At 40.3% G+C, this 17,001-nt stretch carries 17 protein-coding genes; 12 read left to right on the top strand and 5 right to left on the bottom strand.

Annotation, left to right across the window (positions count from 1 at the left end):
- Positions 1-104 precede the first annotated feature (104 nt).
- From ACT3S9_RS04045 to ACT3S9_RS04030, 4 genes are all read left to right on the top strand, one after another.
- Positions 105-995: a dienelactone hydrolase family protein gene (locus tag ACT3S9_RS04045; protein ID WP_444750741.1), complete on the top strand. Its 891-nt coding sequence runs from the start codon at positions 105-107 to the stop codon at positions 993-995.
- A gap of 176 nt (positions 996-1,171) precedes the next feature.
- A complete protein-coding gene (locus tag ACT3S9_RS04040; protein WP_444750740.1) occupies positions 1,172-1,540 on the top strand; it encodes a hypothetical protein in 369 nt (122 codons plus the stop codon).
- Entirely contained in the window at positions 1,537-1,923 is a 387-nt protein-coding gene (locus ACT3S9_RS04035; protein ID WP_441836531.1) for a hypothetical protein, read from the top strand. Before ACT3S9_RS04040 ends, ACT3S9_RS04035 begins: the two co-directional genes overlap by 4 nt.
- 138 nt (positions 1,924-2,061) lie before the next feature.
- The gene (locus ACT3S9_RS04030) at positions 2,062-2,691 is read left to right on the top strand and encodes an SDR family oxidoreductase (RefSeq protein ID WP_444750739.1); all 630 of its coding nucleotides are present in this window, start codon (positions 2,062-2,064) and stop codon (positions 2,689-2,691) included.
- Between the two features lie 57 nt (positions 2,692-2,748).
- Here the strand turns inward: ACT3S9_RS04030 and ACT3S9_RS04025 are convergent, their stop codons facing one another.
- A complete protein-coding gene (locus ACT3S9_RS04025) occupies positions 2,749-3,657 on the bottom strand; it encodes a LysR family transcriptional regulator (protein WP_444750738.1) in 909 nt (302 codons plus the stop codon).
- Positions 3,658-3,762: 105 nt separating this feature from the next.
- Here ACT3S9_RS04025 and ACT3S9_RS04020 point away from each other — a divergent pair, with 105 nt between their 5' ends.
- From ACT3S9_RS04020 to ACT3S9_RS03995, 6 genes are all read left to right on the top strand, one after another.
- Complete coding sequence (locus ACT3S9_RS04020) at positions 3,763-4,941, top strand: MFS transporter (protein WP_444750737.1); 1,179 nt, start codon at positions 3,763-3,765, stop codon at positions 4,939-4,941.
- The gene (locus ACT3S9_RS04015; RefSeq protein WP_444750736.1) at positions 4,938-6,086 is read left to right on the top strand and encodes an MFS transporter; all 1,149 of its coding nucleotides are present in this window, start codon (positions 4,938-4,940) and stop codon (positions 6,084-6,086) included. The genes ACT3S9_RS04020 and ACT3S9_RS04015 overlap by 4 nt, the downstream gene beginning before the upstream one ends.
- A gap of 461 nt (positions 6,087-6,547) precedes the next feature.
- A complete protein-coding gene (locus ACT3S9_RS04010; protein WP_244390307.1) occupies positions 6,548-6,772 on the top strand; it encodes a DUF4177 domain-containing protein in 225 nt (74 codons plus the stop codon).
- Positions 6,765-6,989, top strand: coding sequence for a membrane protein insertion efficiency factor YidD (yidD, locus tag ACT3S9_RS04005; protein ID WP_441835716.1), 225 nt, complete (start codon positions 6,765-6,767; stop codon positions 6,987-6,989). Before ACT3S9_RS04010 ends, yidD begins: the two co-directional genes overlap by 8 nt.
- 14 nt (positions 6,990-7,003) lie before the next feature.
- Complete coding sequence (locus ACT3S9_RS04000; protein ID WP_444750735.1) at positions 7,004-7,369, top strand: TM2 domain-containing protein; 366 nt, start codon at positions 7,004-7,006, stop codon at positions 7,367-7,369.
- Positions 7,370-7,434: 65 nt separating this feature from the next.
- The gene (locus ACT3S9_RS03995; RefSeq protein ID WP_444750734.1) at positions 7,435-9,582 is read left to right on the top strand and encodes an exonuclease domain-containing protein; all 2,148 of its coding nucleotides are present in this window, start codon (positions 7,435-7,437) and stop codon (positions 9,580-9,582) included.
- A 49-nt stretch (positions 9,583-9,631) separates the two neighbouring features.
- Here the strand turns inward: ACT3S9_RS03995 and ACT3S9_RS03990 are convergent, their stop codons facing one another.
- Positions 9,632-12,760 carry an efflux RND transporter permease subunit gene (locus ACT3S9_RS03990; RefSeq protein WP_444750733.1) on the bottom strand — a complete coding sequence of 1,043 codons (3,129 nt, stop codon included), beginning with the start codon at positions 12,758-12,760 and terminating at the stop codon, positions 9,632-9,634.
- 141 nt (positions 12,761-12,901) lie between these two features.
- On the opposite strand from ACT3S9_RS03990, the gene ACT3S9_RS03985 reads away from it, so the two are divergent.
- Entirely contained in the window at positions 12,902-13,603 is a 702-nt protein-coding gene (locus ACT3S9_RS03985; protein WP_443489204.1) for an IS1 family transposase, read from the top strand.
- Between the two features lie 14 nt (positions 13,604-13,617).
- On the opposite strand, the gene ACT3S9_RS03980 is transcribed toward ACT3S9_RS03985, so the two are convergent.
- From ACT3S9_RS03980 to ACT3S9_RS03970, 3 genes are all read right to left on the bottom strand, one after another.
- Complete coding sequence (locus ACT3S9_RS03980; RefSeq protein ID WP_444750732.1) at positions 13,618-14,832, bottom strand: efflux RND transporter periplasmic adaptor subunit; 1,215 nt, start codon at positions 14,830-14,832, stop codon at positions 13,618-13,620.
- A gap of 4 nt (positions 14,833-14,836) precedes the next feature.
- The gene (locus tag ACT3S9_RS03975; RefSeq protein WP_444750731.1) at positions 14,837-16,111 is read right to left on the bottom strand and encodes a TolC family protein; all 1,275 of its coding nucleotides are present in this window, start codon (positions 16,109-16,111) and stop codon (positions 14,837-14,839) included.
- 61 nt (positions 16,112-16,172) lie between these two features.
- Positions 16,173-16,493: a hypothetical protein gene (locus ACT3S9_RS03970; protein ID WP_441835710.1), complete on the bottom strand. Its 321-nt coding sequence runs from the start codon at positions 16,491-16,493 to the stop codon at positions 16,173-16,175.
- 98 nt (positions 16,494-16,591) lie between these two features.
- Here ACT3S9_RS03970 and ACT3S9_RS03965 point away from each other — a divergent pair, with 98 nt between their 5' ends.
- Positions 16,592-16,981 carry a Cd(II)/Pb(II)-responsive transcriptional regulator gene (locus tag ACT3S9_RS03965; RefSeq protein ID WP_441835709.1) on the top strand — a complete coding sequence of 130 codons (390 nt, stop codon included), beginning with the start codon at positions 16,592-16,594 and terminating at the stop codon, positions 16,979-16,981.
- The last annotated feature ends 20 nt before the right edge of the window (positions 16,982-17,001 follow it).

Genomic DNA, 17,001 nt, shown 5'->3' with positions numbered 1-17,001 from the left:
TCACTCCTAAAAACACAATTCTGTAGATAACCTTAGTATACATTTCAATCAAGCTCAGCTATGTTATTAGTCATCAAAAATAATACTAACATAGCGGAGTAACCATGAATAAACAGCACTCTAACCACATCCCCCAAGAAGCTTTTGATTGGTATGATGCATATGCCCACGGCATGATGGATAGGCGCACCTTTATGAAAAAGCTTGGCGGACTCGCAGCTATTGGCTTTTCAATGTCGATGCTAACCTCGGCATTACTACCAAATTACGCCCTTGCCGAGCAAGTATCGTTTAATGATGAAGATATAAAAGCCACCTATGAGACTTTTGACTCACCTAACGGCCATACAACAGGCCAAGGTTATTTAGTTGTCCCATCAAAAGTACAAGACCAATACCCTGTGGTATTGGTGGTTCATGAAAACCGCGGCTTAAACCCCTACGTAAAGGATGTAGCAAGACGTCTAGCTAAAGCGGGATTTATCGCTTTTGCACCCGATGCACTTTACCCACTGGGAGGCTACCCAGGCAACGATGACGAAGGCAGAGCTATGCAACGCAGTATGGACAAAGAAAAACTTCAAAATGACTTTGTAGCTGCAGCACAGTTTTTAAAATCACACCCTAACAGCAGCGGTAAACTTGGTGCTGTGGGCTTTTGTTTTGGTGGCTATATTGTTAACTATTTAGCCGCTGTTGACTCATCATTACTTAGTGCTGGTGTGCCATTTTATGGCACACCAGCCACTGAAGATTTACGTCAAAATATCAAAGCACCTTTACTTATCCAACTAGGTGAATTAGATGAACGCGTTAATGCCACATGGCCTGATTACGAACGTGACTTGAAAGCACAAAATGTAGAATACCAGATGCATATGTACAAAGGAGCTCACCACGGCTTTCATAATGATTCAACCAGTCGTTTTGATGAAAAAAGTGCTGAACTTGCGTGGCAACGCACATTATCGTTTTTTAATAACAAACTTGCTTAATCAAAATTAATAGCTGTATTTACACTATAAACTTATACTTAAGCCAGCTGGCTTAAGTATATAAACATAACTTCCAACAAAACAAACAACGGCTTATTCCTACAAACTTATATAACATAAGCACTTTATGCTTTATTCTAATAGGCAGTTGGAGCCATAATAAAAATTACCTCTGTATGACATCGTTTTTCATTCTAAAATACCTTACCTTTTTCAGCGGTTGCTTAGCCTGCTTTTTTTTACATACCCAATTTTCTGTACCCGCAGTCATAGCATCCTGTTTGGTGGGGCTAATTGGTAGCTTTATACCCTTTCCTAAACGCTATGGTAATCATCCGTATGCAGCGGTATACGCGGGAAGTTTTGCGGGTATGTGCTCACAAGGATTAATACAAAGCTATTGGGAGTTAGCCATCATTTCTTTAATTGGTGCTATTTTATATGTCACAACTCGCAAGATGTTTACAGGGTTTGGTGGTAAATTAGGCAGCATCGCTTTCGTTAGTGTTGCTTTATTTATACTCGCAAAAGGCATTACGTTATGAGCATAGCTTCTATTATACTTTCTTTACTTGGTGCTTTTCTAACCTTCTTTTTAGCTAAACATAATCGCCTTGATGCCATCAGAGCATCTGCTCTTTTATCAATTATCGCGTACTTTATTTTATCAATTACAAACTTGAACGCAGAGCTTTATAGCAGCCTTTTTTTTGGTGGCACATTTATCGGCATGAGCGCCCCAAAACGCTTTGGCGTATATACCCTATTTTCTGCTAGTGTTATTTTTTCAGTATTATTTGATAACTTTGTCCCCTTATTTAAAAGCTATGGAGGTGCGTTAGGAGTGAGTGCTTTTTTATCTGTGTGTATTTGCCATATAGCCATATTATTAGGTGCCCCTCGTAGCTCATCTACATACAAAAAATAAGCTTTTTATATAAGAAATTTATCGCCTGAGACTATAACCCCTATATAATATTTACGAAAATCCCCATTTTACTTTAAAAATAAACTTTACCCCCAAGCTCTATATATAACGTCAACTAAACACTAGAAGGAATTTATTATGAGCAAAACCTTAATTATTGGTGCAAGCGGTCAAATTGGTAAAATGGCCACACAATTATTATTAAACAAACAACAGCACGTCGTAGCACTAGTGCGCGATAAAAGTAAATTAAGCGATTTAGACAGCACGTATTTAACCATTGTTGAACAAGATCTTGAAGACGATTTTAGCCAAGCATTTAACGGTTGCGAGCAAGTTATATTTGCTGCCGGTTCTGGTGGTAATACAGGTGATGATAAAACCATGCTGATTGACTTATGGGCAGCAACTAAAGCAGTAAACTATGCAAAAGAGCAAAGTGTTCAACACTTTATTATGGTCAGCTCCATTGGTGCAGATAACCCTGATGTCATAAAAAGTGATTTGAAACCTTATTTAGTTGCAAAGCATATGGCAGACGAGCATTTAATTAATAGCGGTTTAAACTACACTATTGTGCGTCCTGGCACATTAACCAACGATAGCGCTTCAATGCAGGTAACCACAAAGCGCCCTGATGACAAAGACAAGGCTAAAATTAGTCGTGAAAATGTCGCAAACACACTACTTCATGTAGCTACAACATCATTTGATGAAAATAACATATTTGAATTATTTGATGGTGATAAAGATATTTCATCGCTTTAAATAAACTAAAATTGTAGTGCAAAATTATTTTGCACTACAATTACACTACTAAGTAGCTCACTCCATACTTGCTTTTATTGTTGACTTATTAGCTAGTGAAATATTCACAAACGCTTCCACTGTAGGGCTAAGCTGGGCATTTTTGTAATGCAATTGAGTAGGAATAGTCTTGCCTATGCCATTTAAATCTAAAAAATGACAGCCATCACTGAACAACTTCCTAATACAGTTAGGGACAATCGCCACACCTAACCCTGCAGCAACCTCGGTGAGTAATGTTTGCATATGCTGAGGTTGGCTAATAATATTAGGTGAAAACCCTGCTTGTTTACATAAAGTAATAATATCGTCAAACAACCCAACTGCTTCCTCACGGTTAAATAAAATATATTTATCGTGATTTAACTGTGACAAATCGATATTGTGACTGGTTGCTATAGGGTGGTTTTCAGCCACAACCGCAACAAGCCTATCAATGTAAATATCTTGGCTCACAAACTCTTCAGCTAAATGATCTGGCAATAACCTAGAAATGCCAATATCAATACGATTATTTTTAAATGCTGTTATTTGTTCTGAAGCTGTCATTTCAAACAAACTTACATGTACATGTGGGTATTGCTGTTTATATTCGCGCACTAAGTTTGCCATAAAACTTAAGCATGCAGAGCTTAAATAGCCTACTCTCAACGATCCTATTTGGCCATTTTGTGCTTGCTTTACTTGGCTTTTGACCTGTTTAGTCAGTGATAATATATGTTTAGCATCTTTTAATAGTTGTTCTCCGGCACTGGTAATAATGACTTTTCGAGAACTACGGGTAAATAAAGCCACCTCTAAATCCTTTTCCAGCATCGCAATATGACGACTAATAGCCGGCTGAACAGTATGAAGTTCACGCGCCGCGGCTGAGAAACTTTTATGTGTTGCCACACTCACAAAACTTTTAAGTATTTTTAAATCCACCCAACCACCATACAAATTTGTTATAGATTCTATAAAATAACATCATTTTTATTATAGATTAATATATTTTACTCTATCGGTATACTTGTTGTTTATGAGAAAAAAATGAGCTCAGCGTCTTCTATAAGTAAAATGTTATTATTTTTAATGACCGCAGCCATTGCCGCTACGGCTGCAAATTTATACTACAGCCAGCCACTATTGCCACTGATCGCTCGTGAATTTAATTTAACAGATGCAAAAGCCGGGAGCGTTGTTGCACTTACACAATTTGGTTATGCCGCAGCGCTATTGTTTATATCGCCGCTTGGTGATTCAGTCCCGAGAAAACGAGTTATCGATACCCTCTCTGTTTTACTTGTTTTGTCATCTCTTCTTGCCTTTGCAGCCCCGAATTTAGTTGTATTATTAGTCGGTGTATTTCTAATTGGTTTAAGCGCTAATATTACTCAGCAGCTTATTCCATTTGCGGCATCGATGATTAAGCCTGAAGAAAAAGGCGCAACATTGGGCACATTAATGATGGGATTAACGGTAGGTATATTGCTATCAAGAACGCTCAGTGGTTCAGTCGCCGAGTATTTTGGTTGGCGCGCTGTATTTGTAATGTCGGCCTTACTTGCGGCTGTATTTGGTCTACTACTCTACAAATTACTTCCCCATAACACGGCACATACAAATTTAAATTATAAGCAACTACTTAAAAGTACGTTTGTACTATATAAAAAGCACAAGCCGCTGCAAATTTTTACCTTAGCGGGGGCTAGCTGGTTTGCTGCTTTCAATGCACTTTGGGCAACCCTTGCTATTCATGTTAGTCATGCGCCGTTTAATTACAATGCCCAGCAAGCTGGTTTATTTGGTGTTATCGCATTAGCGGGCGTAATTGGCGCAAAGTCATCTGGTAAATGGGTTAATAAAATAGGTTCCAAAGTACTGGTAAAGATTGCTTTGGCACTTATTGCTATCGGTTTTATTATTACCGGTCTTTACGTAAGCAGTTTAGTAGCCTTAATTGTTGGTATTATTTTAATCGACTTTGGTGTATTCAGTGCTCAAGTTGCAAATCAAGTCAGGGTATTTTCAATTGATCCTCAAGCGCAAAGCCGCATAAACGGTGTGTATATGTTGGGTTACTACCTAGGTGGTACACTGGGCTCAATTGCAGGTGCAAAAGCCTATCAATACTTTGCCTGGCTTGGGGTTACCAGTGTAAGCCTTACTTTCATATTGATTGCTTTAATATTTAATAAATTGGCCCCTAAAAAACAGGAACTATCATGAGTAAACTATCTCAGCTTGGCAGCTATACTTTACTGTGCATTGCCAGCTTAACAATTATGGTAGGCTCCCTGGTTGCTCCTGGTTTATTAAGTATTGCTAACGCATTAGGCGTAACTGAGCATGCCTCTTGGCTAATTACTCTACCATCACTTGGCGCTATTTTATTTGCGCCATTTGCAGGAAAATTAATAGATAAATATGGCGCTTACCCGTCCTTAGTGATTGGTTTAATTTTGTATGGCGCTGTTGGCGCTGTAGTATTTTGGCTTCATGGTCCCACTTTAGTATTTTTAAACCGTATACTCCTTGGCGCAGTCACCGCAATTGTTATGGCCAGCGGTACAGTGCTTATTTCACAGTGGTATGAAGCAAAAGCCCGTTTAGCTATGATTGCTAAACAAGGCATGGCTATAGAACTTGGCGGAGTGATCTTTTTATTTCTTGGTGGGCAATTTGCAGCGATTCACTGGGGGCTTCCGCTAAGTCTTTATTTAATCGCATGGGTATTTTTAGTTATGTTGTTATTGTGGGTGCCAAAACAATCTCCAAAACTAGCAGAGCCAATTGATTTAAATACATCAGAGCAACTCTCAAACAAAGGTTTACCGCTAATAGGCGTTTACATAGTTACTTTATTGGCAATGGTTACTTTTTTCTCTGCATTTATATTACTGCCAAAACATATGGCTGCTCAAGGCCTTACTGAGCAAGTGATCGGTTATCTATTAGCATTTATATCGTTGATTGCGGTAATTACTGCGCACTTTATACCTAAAGTTGAGCAACGCATCGGCGAAATTAAATTACTCGTTATTGCCTTTATCGCTTATGCCCTTGCCTATTTATGTTTTAGCTATGCGAGTGCGTTAATAGTTTTAATATTAGGCGCTATTTTTAGTGGTATTGGCTTTGGTTTTAGCATTCCTCTACTCAACCACTTAACAGTACAGAAAAGCCTCCCCTCGGTTAGAGGACGCAATCTTTCTTACTTTACGATGGCGGTTTTCTCTGGGCAGTTTTTAACATCGTTTTTGGAGTTCTTAAGTAATGGAATAACGACCATTTTTATCTTCTGCATGTTATTATCTAGCATTATTGCTTCAGCCTTACTTGTGAGTGAGCGGCTACTAAAGCGCAACTCTTAAATACCAATAGGTAATTTAAAAATTCCCGCGCAGTGTGAAGGGCTTTAACAAAATAAGCTGCACAAGCAAAGAATAGCCAATAACGAGTGCTCCTTCCCAACTAAAGAAGCTCTAAAAAGTTCAGCCCTTTATTGCTAATGGCAACGAGGACAAATAAAAATGGATTATTACGGCGGTATTAGCAAAAATAGATAGGCTTCAAAATATATCGTCATTAGCAGCTGAAAGTGTAATAGTAGAGCGCAATGATAGGCCGAGAAAAAACTAGAATATAAAGCGCTAGCCAAATTGATAGCTAAACATATGGCTGTGATAGCTGCTTGGCAGTTATGCACTTCAAAGTTGCACATACATCGTTAAAAATCATAAAATAAGCTGTATTAAGCTTTAACTTTTAAATTAGCCGTAAATAAATTAAGTATTAAAACCTTAAATAAAATACCAACGAATAAGGAAAGCACATGTCTAATTTTAATGAATATAAAGTAATGCACGTTGTTGAAGGGGGCTGTGGCACATTACTGCTTGGCTCTAGTGGGTTACCTCTTAAACGCCTAGAAGCAACACTCAATGATGAGGCACAAAACGGCTGGCAGTTAGTGTTTCAGGTTATCGAAAGTAAACGGTTTTGGCTTTTTTGGTCACGTGAAGCTGTGATCTTAACGTTAGGCAGAAACCGTGCTTAAAGCACTTGTACTCAATGCAATTCGCCGCTATCAATACAATGGCGGCTCTAAAGCGCATTTTAATATTAGTTGTAATTTCAACCCATCCTGCTCAGAGTTTACTCATCAAGCAATTACTAAGTATGGGCTGGTTAAAGGTCTTTATATTGGCCTTAAAAGAATACGGCGTTGCAATGACCCTGACTGTGTAAACGTTAAATCAGATCCGCTACCTTAAGGCTTATTAACCTCATGACATCAGAAGAACTAAACGCACAAGAAGAACAACTTCGCGCTAAAGTGAATGCATTACCTACTGAGCAACGTAAGCAGTTTTACCAACTACAAAAGCGTCACATTAAAGACCCTGATACCTACGCGGTACTGAATTGGTTTTTTGCCGCTGGTTTGCATCACTTCTATTTAGGTAAATTTCAACGAGGTGCAGTGAATTTAACACTAATGCTCATTGGCCTGCTGACTATTTATAGTTTTGGCATACTTTTAATCATCATCGTTTTGCTAATTGAGTTACCCCAGCTTTTTAAAAGTCAACGCATTGTCCATCAATATAACAATCACATTATGGCTGACATTCTAAAGCAATTCAGCGATTAACCCGGTGCTTGATTAGTTAACACAAATACTAGATACTGTTTTTTTATACAGTTACGGTGCGTGTTATGAAAAAAGAGTTACCTGCAAAATATTACTTAGCCCACTTCAAAGAGCTAATAACCTTTATTGAAACGCAATGCACACACTTACTAGAGTCAAAACATCGTGACTTTATTAATAAAGTAAACCAATTGACCGAGCAAGGTCAGTGTATGCTGGCGCGTATTTACTCTCGCAAACCCTTGCTTATTGCAATAAACACGCTCAGTTACGATGAAATAACACAGCCTCAACAGGCACTTGAAGAATTAAAAGCCGCTCAATTAGTCGCTCATCCTAATGATAATCAATATAATCTGCTGCTCGCACACTTAACTAAGCCCGTGCTATTTGGGCTACTTGCCCCATTTGATATTCAACCTGCTATTAAGAAAAGTGCTTCAAAAACGCAGTTAATCACACAGGCTAGTGACTTTTTCACCTCAAAATCAGAGCACTTAACCCCTTTATACAAGCAATTTATTATTAATAACCGCAGCGACGTTTATGAATATTTTGAGTTTTTATACATTGGTCGATTAAGCAATAGTGATATTAACCATAAAAATAGTTTTGTGATGCGTGACTTGGGCCTTACCACCACTCGAGAGAATTACACTCAAAGTCTAGCCCGATTTGACACCTTAGCGCAGGCACACGCTAACTACATTTTAAATCGCTATCGACTTGCATTTAAAAATGCAGAAAGTGAGGGCGATTACCAACAATTAGCGACTGCGGTCATTGAGCAGCAAGCCGTTGGTGTACTGGCTGTAAACCTAAAAAACAAACTGCTCTTACAACTTCACCAACAGCTTAAGAAAGTGGATTCCGCTTCAAGCTTTAGTATTTTAGAGGCCTGCGAAGATAGTGCTGCCGCCATTGAAATTCAAATACGCGAACAGTACCGCCAAGGTAATAAAGAGTGGGCGAAGACGCAACTTGAAAAAATCATCGACAACCCGCTCTATGATGATTTACTCTACTTTGCTGACGACTTTTTAATGCGTAAGTTTAATAAGCAAACCCGTTCTCGCTTAAGTGCCATGTTAGCTGAGACACAGTGTCTGCTAGAAATAGACGAAATTTACCGAGGCGATGTTGAGCAAGGTGTTAATGAATTCTACACCCAGCAAGGACTGACCGTCTTTAATACCGAAAACACCTTATGGCAAAGCTTGTTTGGTTTGGTATTTTGGCAGGCACTTTATATCGACACTCCCACGGCACCTTGCAATGAGTTTGATTTATTTCCACAAGCATTAAAAACTGACAGTTTCTATCAAACTCAATCTGCCCAAATTGAAGAGCTGTTAGCAAACTGGCATTCATCCAATGATTTATTAAAGCATGTATATAAAAATGCAGCTTCCTACTTTGCGCATCCAAATGGCTTATTTCGTTGGCACAACGAGCTATTAGCTCCCATAGAGGTGTTGATACTAAATAGCCCATTACCGGTATTAAAAAATCATCTAAAAAATATGACTATGCACTTTATGCAGCTCAAAGATGGCTACCCTGATTTAATGGTGTTAAACGGCCATAAACTCCACTTTGAAGAAGTAAAAGCACCAGGAGATAAATTAAGACGCAACCAATTAACGACTATCGATTGTTTAAAAGCAACCGGATTTAATGTCCAAATTGCTGCGGTTAAGTGGTTTAAAAACCCCAATCGAATTTACAGTGTGGTCGATATTGAAACCACCGGTAGTTTAAAAGGTGATAATAGAATAACTGAAATTGGCCTTGTTCAATTACAGCACGGTGAGGTTATTGAACGTTGGTCAACCCTAGTCAACCCACAACAACGTATCCCTAAGTTTATCGTATCTTTAACCGGCATTACTGATGCCATGGTGTATAACGCTCCAACTTTTGCAGAGATAGTAGATACCTTGCTTGAGAAACTCAAAGGCAGTATTTTTGTTGCCCATAATGTTAATTTTGATTACGGCTTTATACGTAAAGAATGTGAAATGGCAGGGCACCGTTTTAAAATGCCAAAAATGTGTACTGTGGTGGAATCTCGAAAGGCATTTGCTGGGCTTAAGTCTTACTCGTTAGGTAATTTATCAGCCCATTTTAATTTAAATTTAACCGATCATCACCGCGCCCTAGCCGATGCAACAGCCACAGCTGAACTACTAAAACTGATTCAAAAAGTATAAGCATAAAAAAGGCTCAGCATAAGCTGAGCCTTAAAGAATAAGATAAAGCTTATTTAACAGCTTTACCTTGGTGTATTAGCTTATATAAAGCAGGTAACACTAACAACGTTAATAGAGTTGAACTGATTATTCCGCCTATCACCACCGTCGCTAATGGCCTTTGCACTTCAGCGCCAGTACCGACATTAAGTGCCATAGGTATAAACCCTAAACTGGCAACAAGAGCGGTCATTAAAACGGGTCGTAACCGTTGGCTTGCCCCTTGTTGAATAGCTTCAAGTAACCCTACGCCTTGCTCTGCTAATTGACGGATAAACGACAACATTACCACCCCATTAAGCACAGCAACACCCGATAAAGCGATAAAACCGACCGCCGCCGAAATTGACAGTGGCATATCTCGTAAAGCCAAAGCAAGTACGCCACCTGTCAAGGCTAAAGGTACGCCACTAAAGACTATCAGTGCATCCTTCATCGAGTTAAAAGCACCATACAGCAAACCTAAAATAAGCAGTAAAGTAAGCGGCACAACCAACGATAATCGCTGACTCGCCGACTCTAACTGCTCAAAGGTGCCGCCATAGTCAACCCAATAGCCACTAGGTAGCCCTAGCTGCTCATTCATAACCGTTTGTGTTTGGGCAATAAAGCTGGCTAAGTCACGCTCATTCACGTTAGCGGTTACCACCACATTGCGTTTACCACTTTCACGATTTACTTGGTTAGGCCCTTCAACAAACTGAATGTCAGCCACCTCGCCTAACGGCACATAAGCAAGTTCAGGATTGCCTGAGTTAGGCACGGCAACTGGAATTTGCGCTAAGCGCTCACGACTTTGTGAATGCTGCTTATCTAGTCGTACCATTAGTTTAAAACGCCGATCGCCTTCATAAATTAGCCCCGCTTGCACACCCGACACCGCTGTACTTACCGCTTGATGGATATCATCAACGTTCAGCCCAAGTAATGCCATGTGGTCGCGCTGTGGAATAACCGATAAAGTAGGTAACCCCGATAACTGCTCAAGACGTACATCACTTGAACCCGCTACGCCTTTAAGTAATTGGGTGGCTTTTTCACCGTATTGTTTTAAGGTATCTAAATCATCACCATAAATTCGCACTGCTACATCGGCGCGCACGCCAGCAATTAATTCATTAAAGCGCATTTCGATCGGTTGCGTGAACTCATAATTATTACCCGGTTCATCGGCCACTCGTGATCTCACTTTCTCTATTAAAGCCTCTTTACTTAAACTCGGACTAGACCATTGTTCGCGAGGCTTTAGCATTATAAAAGTGTCGGCAACATTAGGAGGCATTGGATCGTTAGCTACATCAGGCGTACCAATCTTAGAAAAAACATGTTCAACTTCATCAAGCTCACTAATAGCATTCTCTAACTGTTTTTGCATAGCCACGGATTGCGCTAACCCGGTACCAGGAATACGCAGTGCATGCATTGCAATATCCCCCTCATCTAATTGAGGCACAAACTCACTACCCATTCGCGTAACTTGAAAGCCTGCTGCGGCCAATAAAATTATGGCAAAAACAACTATACCCGCTGACCGTTTTAACGAAAAAGCAAGTAACGGTTGATAAACCTTACGCGCTCCACGCATAACTCGATTTTCGGTCTCAACAACTTTGCCGCGCACAAAAATAGCAATCGCAGCAGGTACAAAGGTAATTGAGAAAAGCAGCGCGCCAAGTAATGCGGCTACAACAGTAAAGGCCATTGGTTGGAACATTTTTCCTTCTACACCACTTAATGCAAAAATGGGTAAATACACCAACATAATAATTAACACCCCAAATACCGCGGGGTTAAATACTTCTTTGGTACTTAAATAAACCTCATGTAAACGCTCTTGCAAGGTAAGTAAACGCCCAGCCTTGTGCTGCGCCATGCCTAATCGTCTAAGCGCGTTTTCAACGACTATAACGGCGCCGTCAACAATAATACCAAAATCAATCGCGCCCATACTCATCAAGTTGCCCGATACTCTATTAGCTGTCATTCCAGTAACCGCAAACAACATACTAAGCGGGATCACCATGGCCGTTATTATTGCTGCAGTAACATTGCCCAGCATTAAAAATAACACTACAACCACCAGTACCGCGCCTTCGAAAAGGTTGGTTTTTACTGTTTCAATGGTTTTATCAACTAAGCTAGTACGGTCGTAAACAGCCTCTAAAATAACGCCCTGAGGTAAGCTTTGCTGAATTTGCGACAGCTTTTCAGCTACTTGCCTGGCGACAATACGGCTGTTTTCACCCACCAGCATCATAGCGGTCCCCATAACCGCCTCTTCACCTTCATAAGTTGCCGCACCCGTTCGTAATTGCTCGCCAAAATAAACCTCGGCTACATCTTTAATCCTTACAGGCGCGTCATCTCGTTTAGCTATTACCAACTGCTTAATTTGTTCGATAGAGCCAATTTGACCAGGCGAACGAACCAAATATTGCTCGCCATTTCGCTCTATATAACCCGCGCCTTTATTAGCATTATTAAGCTCAAGCGCTGTTATCACATCGCTAATACTTAACTTATACGCAAGTAACTTGCCCGGTATTGGCGCCACTTGATATTCTCGTTCATAACCACCAATGCTATTTATTTCAGTAACACCAGGCACTTTAAGCAACTGCGGCTTTACAACCCAATCTTGTAAGGTGCGTAAGTTTTCAGCACTATAAGGCTTGCCTTGTTCATTAAGGGCGTTAGGTTTTGCATAAATTACATAGTTATATATTTCACCTAAACCACTGGCTATTGGCCCAAGCGTTGGTTCAATAGTACTGGGTAACTCGGCCTTTGATTGCTGTAAGCGCTCAAAAACTTGCTGCCTTGCCCAATAAATATCAGTGCCTTCGTTAAAAATAACCGTTACTTGCGATAATCCGTAGCGCGATAACGAGCGAGTATAGTCAAGCTCTGGTAAACCAGCCATTGCGGTTTCGATTGGATAAGTGATCCGCTGTTCAGCTTCAAGTGGTGTATAACCTGGCGCACTAGTATTTATTTGCACTTGTATATTTGTTATATCTGGCACCGCGTTAATCGGTAGGCGCATTAAGCTATTAACTCCAATCGCCGCGATTAATGCCGTTAAACATAGTACCAACCAGCGTTTTTCAATCGCAAAAGAAATTATTTTATCTATCATGCTTCACCTCAATGCGCGTGACTTGCGCCAGCTTTCAATACATCAGCTTTAAGCACATAACTATTTTCGGTGGTGTGTCAGAAAGTATGCTGAAGAAATAAAGGAGGGTGACAGCCAAAGCAAGATGATATATTTGAGGTTATGAAGACACAAATAGATATCAGCTGCCCCGACTGTCACAGTCCCAGTTTAAAGAAAAACGGCATAAAAAGCTATGGCAAGCAGAACTACCAATGCAAGGACTGCAAACGTCAATTCATTGGTGACCATGCCTTAACTTATAAGGGCTGTCACTCTAAAATAGAAGACATCATACGGCTAATGACGGTGAGAGGTTGCGGTGTTAGAGACATAGCTATTATAGCCTCAGTCAGTATCGGTAAAGTATTGGGCACCATAGGCTCATCTGTTTATAAGATCGCGCCTAAGAAGCGCTACTATGAACGCTTAGAGGTTGATGAGTTCTGGACTTACGTGTATCGCAAGAAGCGTAAAGTCTGGCTCATCTACGCTTATGACCGTGCTACTAATGAGATTGTCGCTTATGTCTGGGGCAAACGTGACTTAAAAACAGCTAAGAAGCTAAGAGCACGTTTAAAGCAACTTAAAGTAAGCTATGGCTCTATCAGTATGGACAACTGGGATAGCTTTAAAACCGCCTTTAAAGGTGATCACAAACAGGTTGGCAAACAGCATACCATAGGTATAGAGGGTAATAACTGTCGCCTTAGACACCGATTAAGACGAGCGGTTAGAAAGACTTGTTGCTTCTCAAAAAAGCTTGATAATCATTTTAAAGTGTTTGATTTGGTGTTCTTTTACATCAATTATGGCTACGTCTGATGCCAGCATACTTTTTAGAACACCACCCTATTTTCAATTACGTAATCATCACCAACAGACAAACCCGAAATCACTTCAACCCAGTTCTCATCGCTAAGGCCTAAAGTCACAGGTTGCGCTTCAAAAATGCCACCAAAACGAGTAAATACAACCGGCTTGTTCATCATTGTTTGTAGGGCTTGCTTGTTAATCCGTACCGCCACATCTTTAGTTCCAGTGATAATATCGGATTTAACATGCATGCCCGGCCGCCAATGCCCTTCCTTGTTATCAATAAGTACTCTGGCACGTGCGATATGACCCCCAGTCATCATTGGAGCGAGGTAAAACACTTCACCTTTCGTTTCTAAGTGTTTATGTAAATCGTATACTTTGGCAGTTTGGCCTACGGCTATTTTTTCTATGTTTTCAGGAAATGCTGACAGCTCTACCCACACCTTTGATAAATCAACCACTTCAAGTAAAGGTTGTTCAGATGCGAGCGTTCCCGCATTCACAAACTGCTCACTGATAATCCCAGCTGCGGGGCTTTTAATAGTAAAGCTTTGTAACGTTTTACTATTTTTTACCGTTAATAAAGCTTGCCCTTTCGTTACCGTATCACCAATTGTAACTAGTATATTTTCAACAACACCACTGTATGGCGACATCACAGTAAATTGGCGTTTGGTGGTTGGTGTAATAACCCCAAATAGAGTTTCCTTAGATTCAATACTGCCACTTGTGGCTTTTACAGTACTGATATTAGCTGACTTAATTGCTCGTTCTGATAGCTTTGTACGCCCTTGATGCTGCTCAAACTGCCACTGATATTGCGTTTTATTAATACTCGCACTGACTTCAACATCGAATGAGTGTGGAGCAGAGACAGTTTGCTCACTCACTAAATAGCTGTCATCGGCAATAAAACTCAATGTTTGCACTTTATTTCCTAAACGCGTGAGAGTCACCTGAAGGTCCGTCACTTCAAACGCTTCGTTATCAACACTCATAGATTCATCATGCTGATAAGCATAAACGCGCATTTCAGGTGCAACACCCACTTCGTAAATACTAAGCTCTAAAGCAAAACCGTCTTTTTCTAGCAGCATACCGCCATGCGGCCCAGTAGCTTGTTCTTGATGTTTCTCATCATGTCCATGCTCTGAGCTTGCGTAAGCAAACGAAGTTGATAAAAAAGCCATCATCAATAGTAAGCGGGGTAAAATAAACGTCATTTTATTATTCATATTATTAATCTCTTTTGCTTGCTAAATTGCTCACCAATGAGCGGCCAGTTAAACGCTGCATAGCGACAAGGTTTTTCTGCTGACTAATGCGTAGTTCAATCAATTGGCGCTGCGAGTTAAATAACGCATGTTGAGCATCAAGCAGTTGCAACACGGATATTTGGCCATTTTGATAACTGACTTCACTGTCATGGAGCATCTGTTTAGCTTGCGCTAATAAATTGTTTTGTAAGGTAAGTGCGATTGCTTGGTCGGCTTCCATCTGAGTGTGAATGCTGGCTGCTTGAGCACGTATAGCACGACGTAATACCGCTTGCTGCTGAGTTAAGCCAGCTAGCTTAGCATCGGCCATGGCAACGGTTCCCTGGTTCGGATCTTGCCAATTTAAAGGCATAGAAAAGCCTAGTACCATTGAGCTATCATCGCTTAGTGCGTCATAGCGAAGCCCTGCATTTAGCTTGATATCGGTTATATTATTCGCTTGTGCCAATGCCAGTTCAGCCTGCTTTAAGCGTACTTGCTGTGCTAACAGTAAGTAGTTAGGTGCTTGATTAACCGCCTCCTGCCAGCTTATTTCGCTGGGAATACTAATCGCTTGTTGAGCATTAAGTGCGTGGCTAAAGTTAGGCTGTGCTAACCACATTTGACTCAGCTCATAACGTGCCTTTTTAAGCTCACCTTGAAAGCTTATACCACTTAACTTTACTTGCGCTAATTGAAACGCAATACGCGATACATCTGCATTTGATACAGCCCCTGCCGCAGCCCGTTGTTTAATAGTGGCGAGTAAGTCACTTGTTTTTTCTGCTCTTTGCTGGTTCCAAGCAATAAGCTGCTGCCATTTTAATACTTGGTAGAATTTATCAGCGGTATCGGTTAGTACATTTAAGCGGGCTATTTTATAATTGGTCATTGCTTCTTGATGCTTTTGCTTACTAACTGCAATACGTTGGTTTTGTTTATCACCAAGTTCAATTAGTTGCCCAAGCGTAACGGTTAACTGGCCTGCTTCAAGTCCTCTTCGAGAGCCGGTACCGAGTACATTTTCAAGCTCGACGCCCAGCTCTGGGTTCGGCGTTAAACTTGCCTGTAACTGCTCACCTTCTAGTGCGCGTAACTTATAGGGATATGATTGCAATTGTGGGTGTTCTGTCAGCGCTTTAGATAATGCCTCTGAAAGCTTGAGTGGCTCATCAGCATGCACATTAGCTGCCAAAAATAATGTGCAGCCAAAAGCTATGTACTTGTGCAAACAAGCATTAAAAAATCGAATTTTCATATACTACTCTTCTGTGTAAATTGTTAAGCATTAACGCTCTTTAAAGTTGCTATTAATTAACTTACACAGAATTTGGTGGCGGAACCGGTGGGGTATGCTCTAAATTGGTAAAAGTATTATTTCGTGCAACGACTTTTTCATCTAAGCACGAAAAAATAATCACTGACGCACCATAACCACTATGGCAACTTAAATGTACGTGTATGTCGTGATCTTGCTGGTCATATTCGGAGTTTTGAGAATCTACGCTAAGACCCTCTAAATGCTGGATATGTGAATAACTTTGATGGTCTTGATCTGGCGGATAAAAAGGCGCACTCACACAGCCAAAAAAGCCATGCATAACTAAAATTAGTATATAAACTAAATGAGTACCTTTCAAATCTTAGCCTTTGCTTTCAAGCGATAACACCGCAGTGCTGATAAATTACTTTATTTACGATAACCTATCATAAAGGTTCTAGTTACTGGAAGGTCAAGATGAAAATTAGTGAGCTGGCAAAACAAACCAATGTACCAGCTAAAACCATACGCTATTATGAAAACGTCGGTTTACTGGCTCCGCCAACAAGGGCGAATAATGGTTATCGGGTTTATCAAGACAATAGTGTGAAAACACTTATTTTTATTCGACGCTGCCGTGAACTAAAAATCTCTATTGATGAAATAAAGCAACTTGTAGAAGCTAAAAACCAACCTAGCTCATCATGCCAATACGTTGATAATATTATAGCCCAGCAGTTAGAAAACATACGAAAAGCACAACAAGAGTTAGCCAAGTTAGAGCAATCTTTAGCAACTTTGGCCAACAGTTGCGGCCACGGCAAAGTTATTGATTGCGAGATCTTAAACGAGCTACATAAAAACTGAACGAGCCATTTATTAGCTGC

It is taken from the genome of Pseudoalteromonas sp. AOP31-A2-14 (assembly GCF_052378035.1).
GTDB lineage: Bacteria > Pseudomonadota > Gammaproteobacteria > Enterobacterales > Alteromonadaceae > Pseudoalteromonas.
The sequence above is the reverse complement of the archived record's forward strand: the minus strand, read 5'-3'. Positions and strand labels throughout refer to the sequence as shown.

Excerpts from the sequence above, each read along its gene's own strand:
- ACT3S9_RS04010 (WP_244390307.1), top strand. The coding sequence starts at position 6,548 with ATGTCTAATTTTAATGAATATAAAGTAATGCACGTTGTTGAAGGGGGC.
- ACT3S9_RS04000 (WP_444750735.1), top strand. The coding sequence starts at position 7,004 with ATGACATCAGAAGAACTAAACGCACAAGAAGAACAACTTCGCGCTAAA.
- ACT3S9_RS04015 (WP_444750736.1), top strand. The coding sequence starts at position 4,938 with ATGAGTAAACTATCTCAGCTTGGCAGCTATACTTTACTGTGCATTGCC.
- ACT3S9_RS04020 (WP_444750737.1), top strand. The coding sequence starts at position 3,763 with ATGAGCTCAGCGTCTTCTATAAGTAAAATGTTATTATTTTTAATGACC.
- ACT3S9_RS04030 (WP_444750739.1), top strand. The coding sequence starts at position 2,062 with ATGAGCAAAACCTTAATTATTGGTGCAAGCGGTCAAATTGGTAAAATG.
- ACT3S9_RS04045 (WP_444750741.1), top strand. The coding sequence starts at position 105 with ATGAATAAACAGCACTCTAACCACATCCCCCAAGAAGCTTTTGATTGG.
- ACT3S9_RS04040 (WP_444750740.1), top strand. The coding sequence starts at position 1,172 with ATGACATCGTTTTTCATTCTAAAATACCTTACCTTTTTCAGCGGTTGC.
- ACT3S9_RS03995 (WP_444750734.1), top strand. The coding sequence starts at position 7,435 with ATGAAAAAAGAGTTACCTGCAAAATATTACTTAGCCCACTTCAAAGAG.
- ACT3S9_RS03975 (WP_444750731.1), bottom strand. The coding sequence starts at position 16,111 with ATGAAAATTCGATTTTTTAATGCTTGTTTGCACAAGTACATAGCTTTT.
- ACT3S9_RS03990 (WP_444750733.1), bottom strand. The coding sequence starts at position 12,760 with ATGATAGATAAAATAATTTCTTTTGCGATTGAAAAACGCTGGTTGGTA.
- ACT3S9_RS04035 (WP_441836531.1), top strand. The coding sequence starts at position 1,537 with ATGAGCATAGCTTCTATTATACTTTCTTTACTTGGTGCTTTTCTAACC.
- ACT3S9_RS03965 (WP_441835709.1), top strand. The coding sequence starts at position 16,592 with ATGAAAATTAGTGAGCTGGCAAAACAAACCAATGTACCAGCTAAAACC.
- ACT3S9_RS03985 (WP_443489204.1), top strand. The coding sequence starts at position 12,902 with ATGAAGACACAAATAGATATCAGCTGCCCCGACTGTCACAGTCCCAGT.
- ACT3S9_RS03980 (WP_444750732.1), bottom strand. The coding sequence starts at position 14,832 with ATGAATAATAAAATGACGTTTATTTTACCCCGCTTACTATTGATGATG.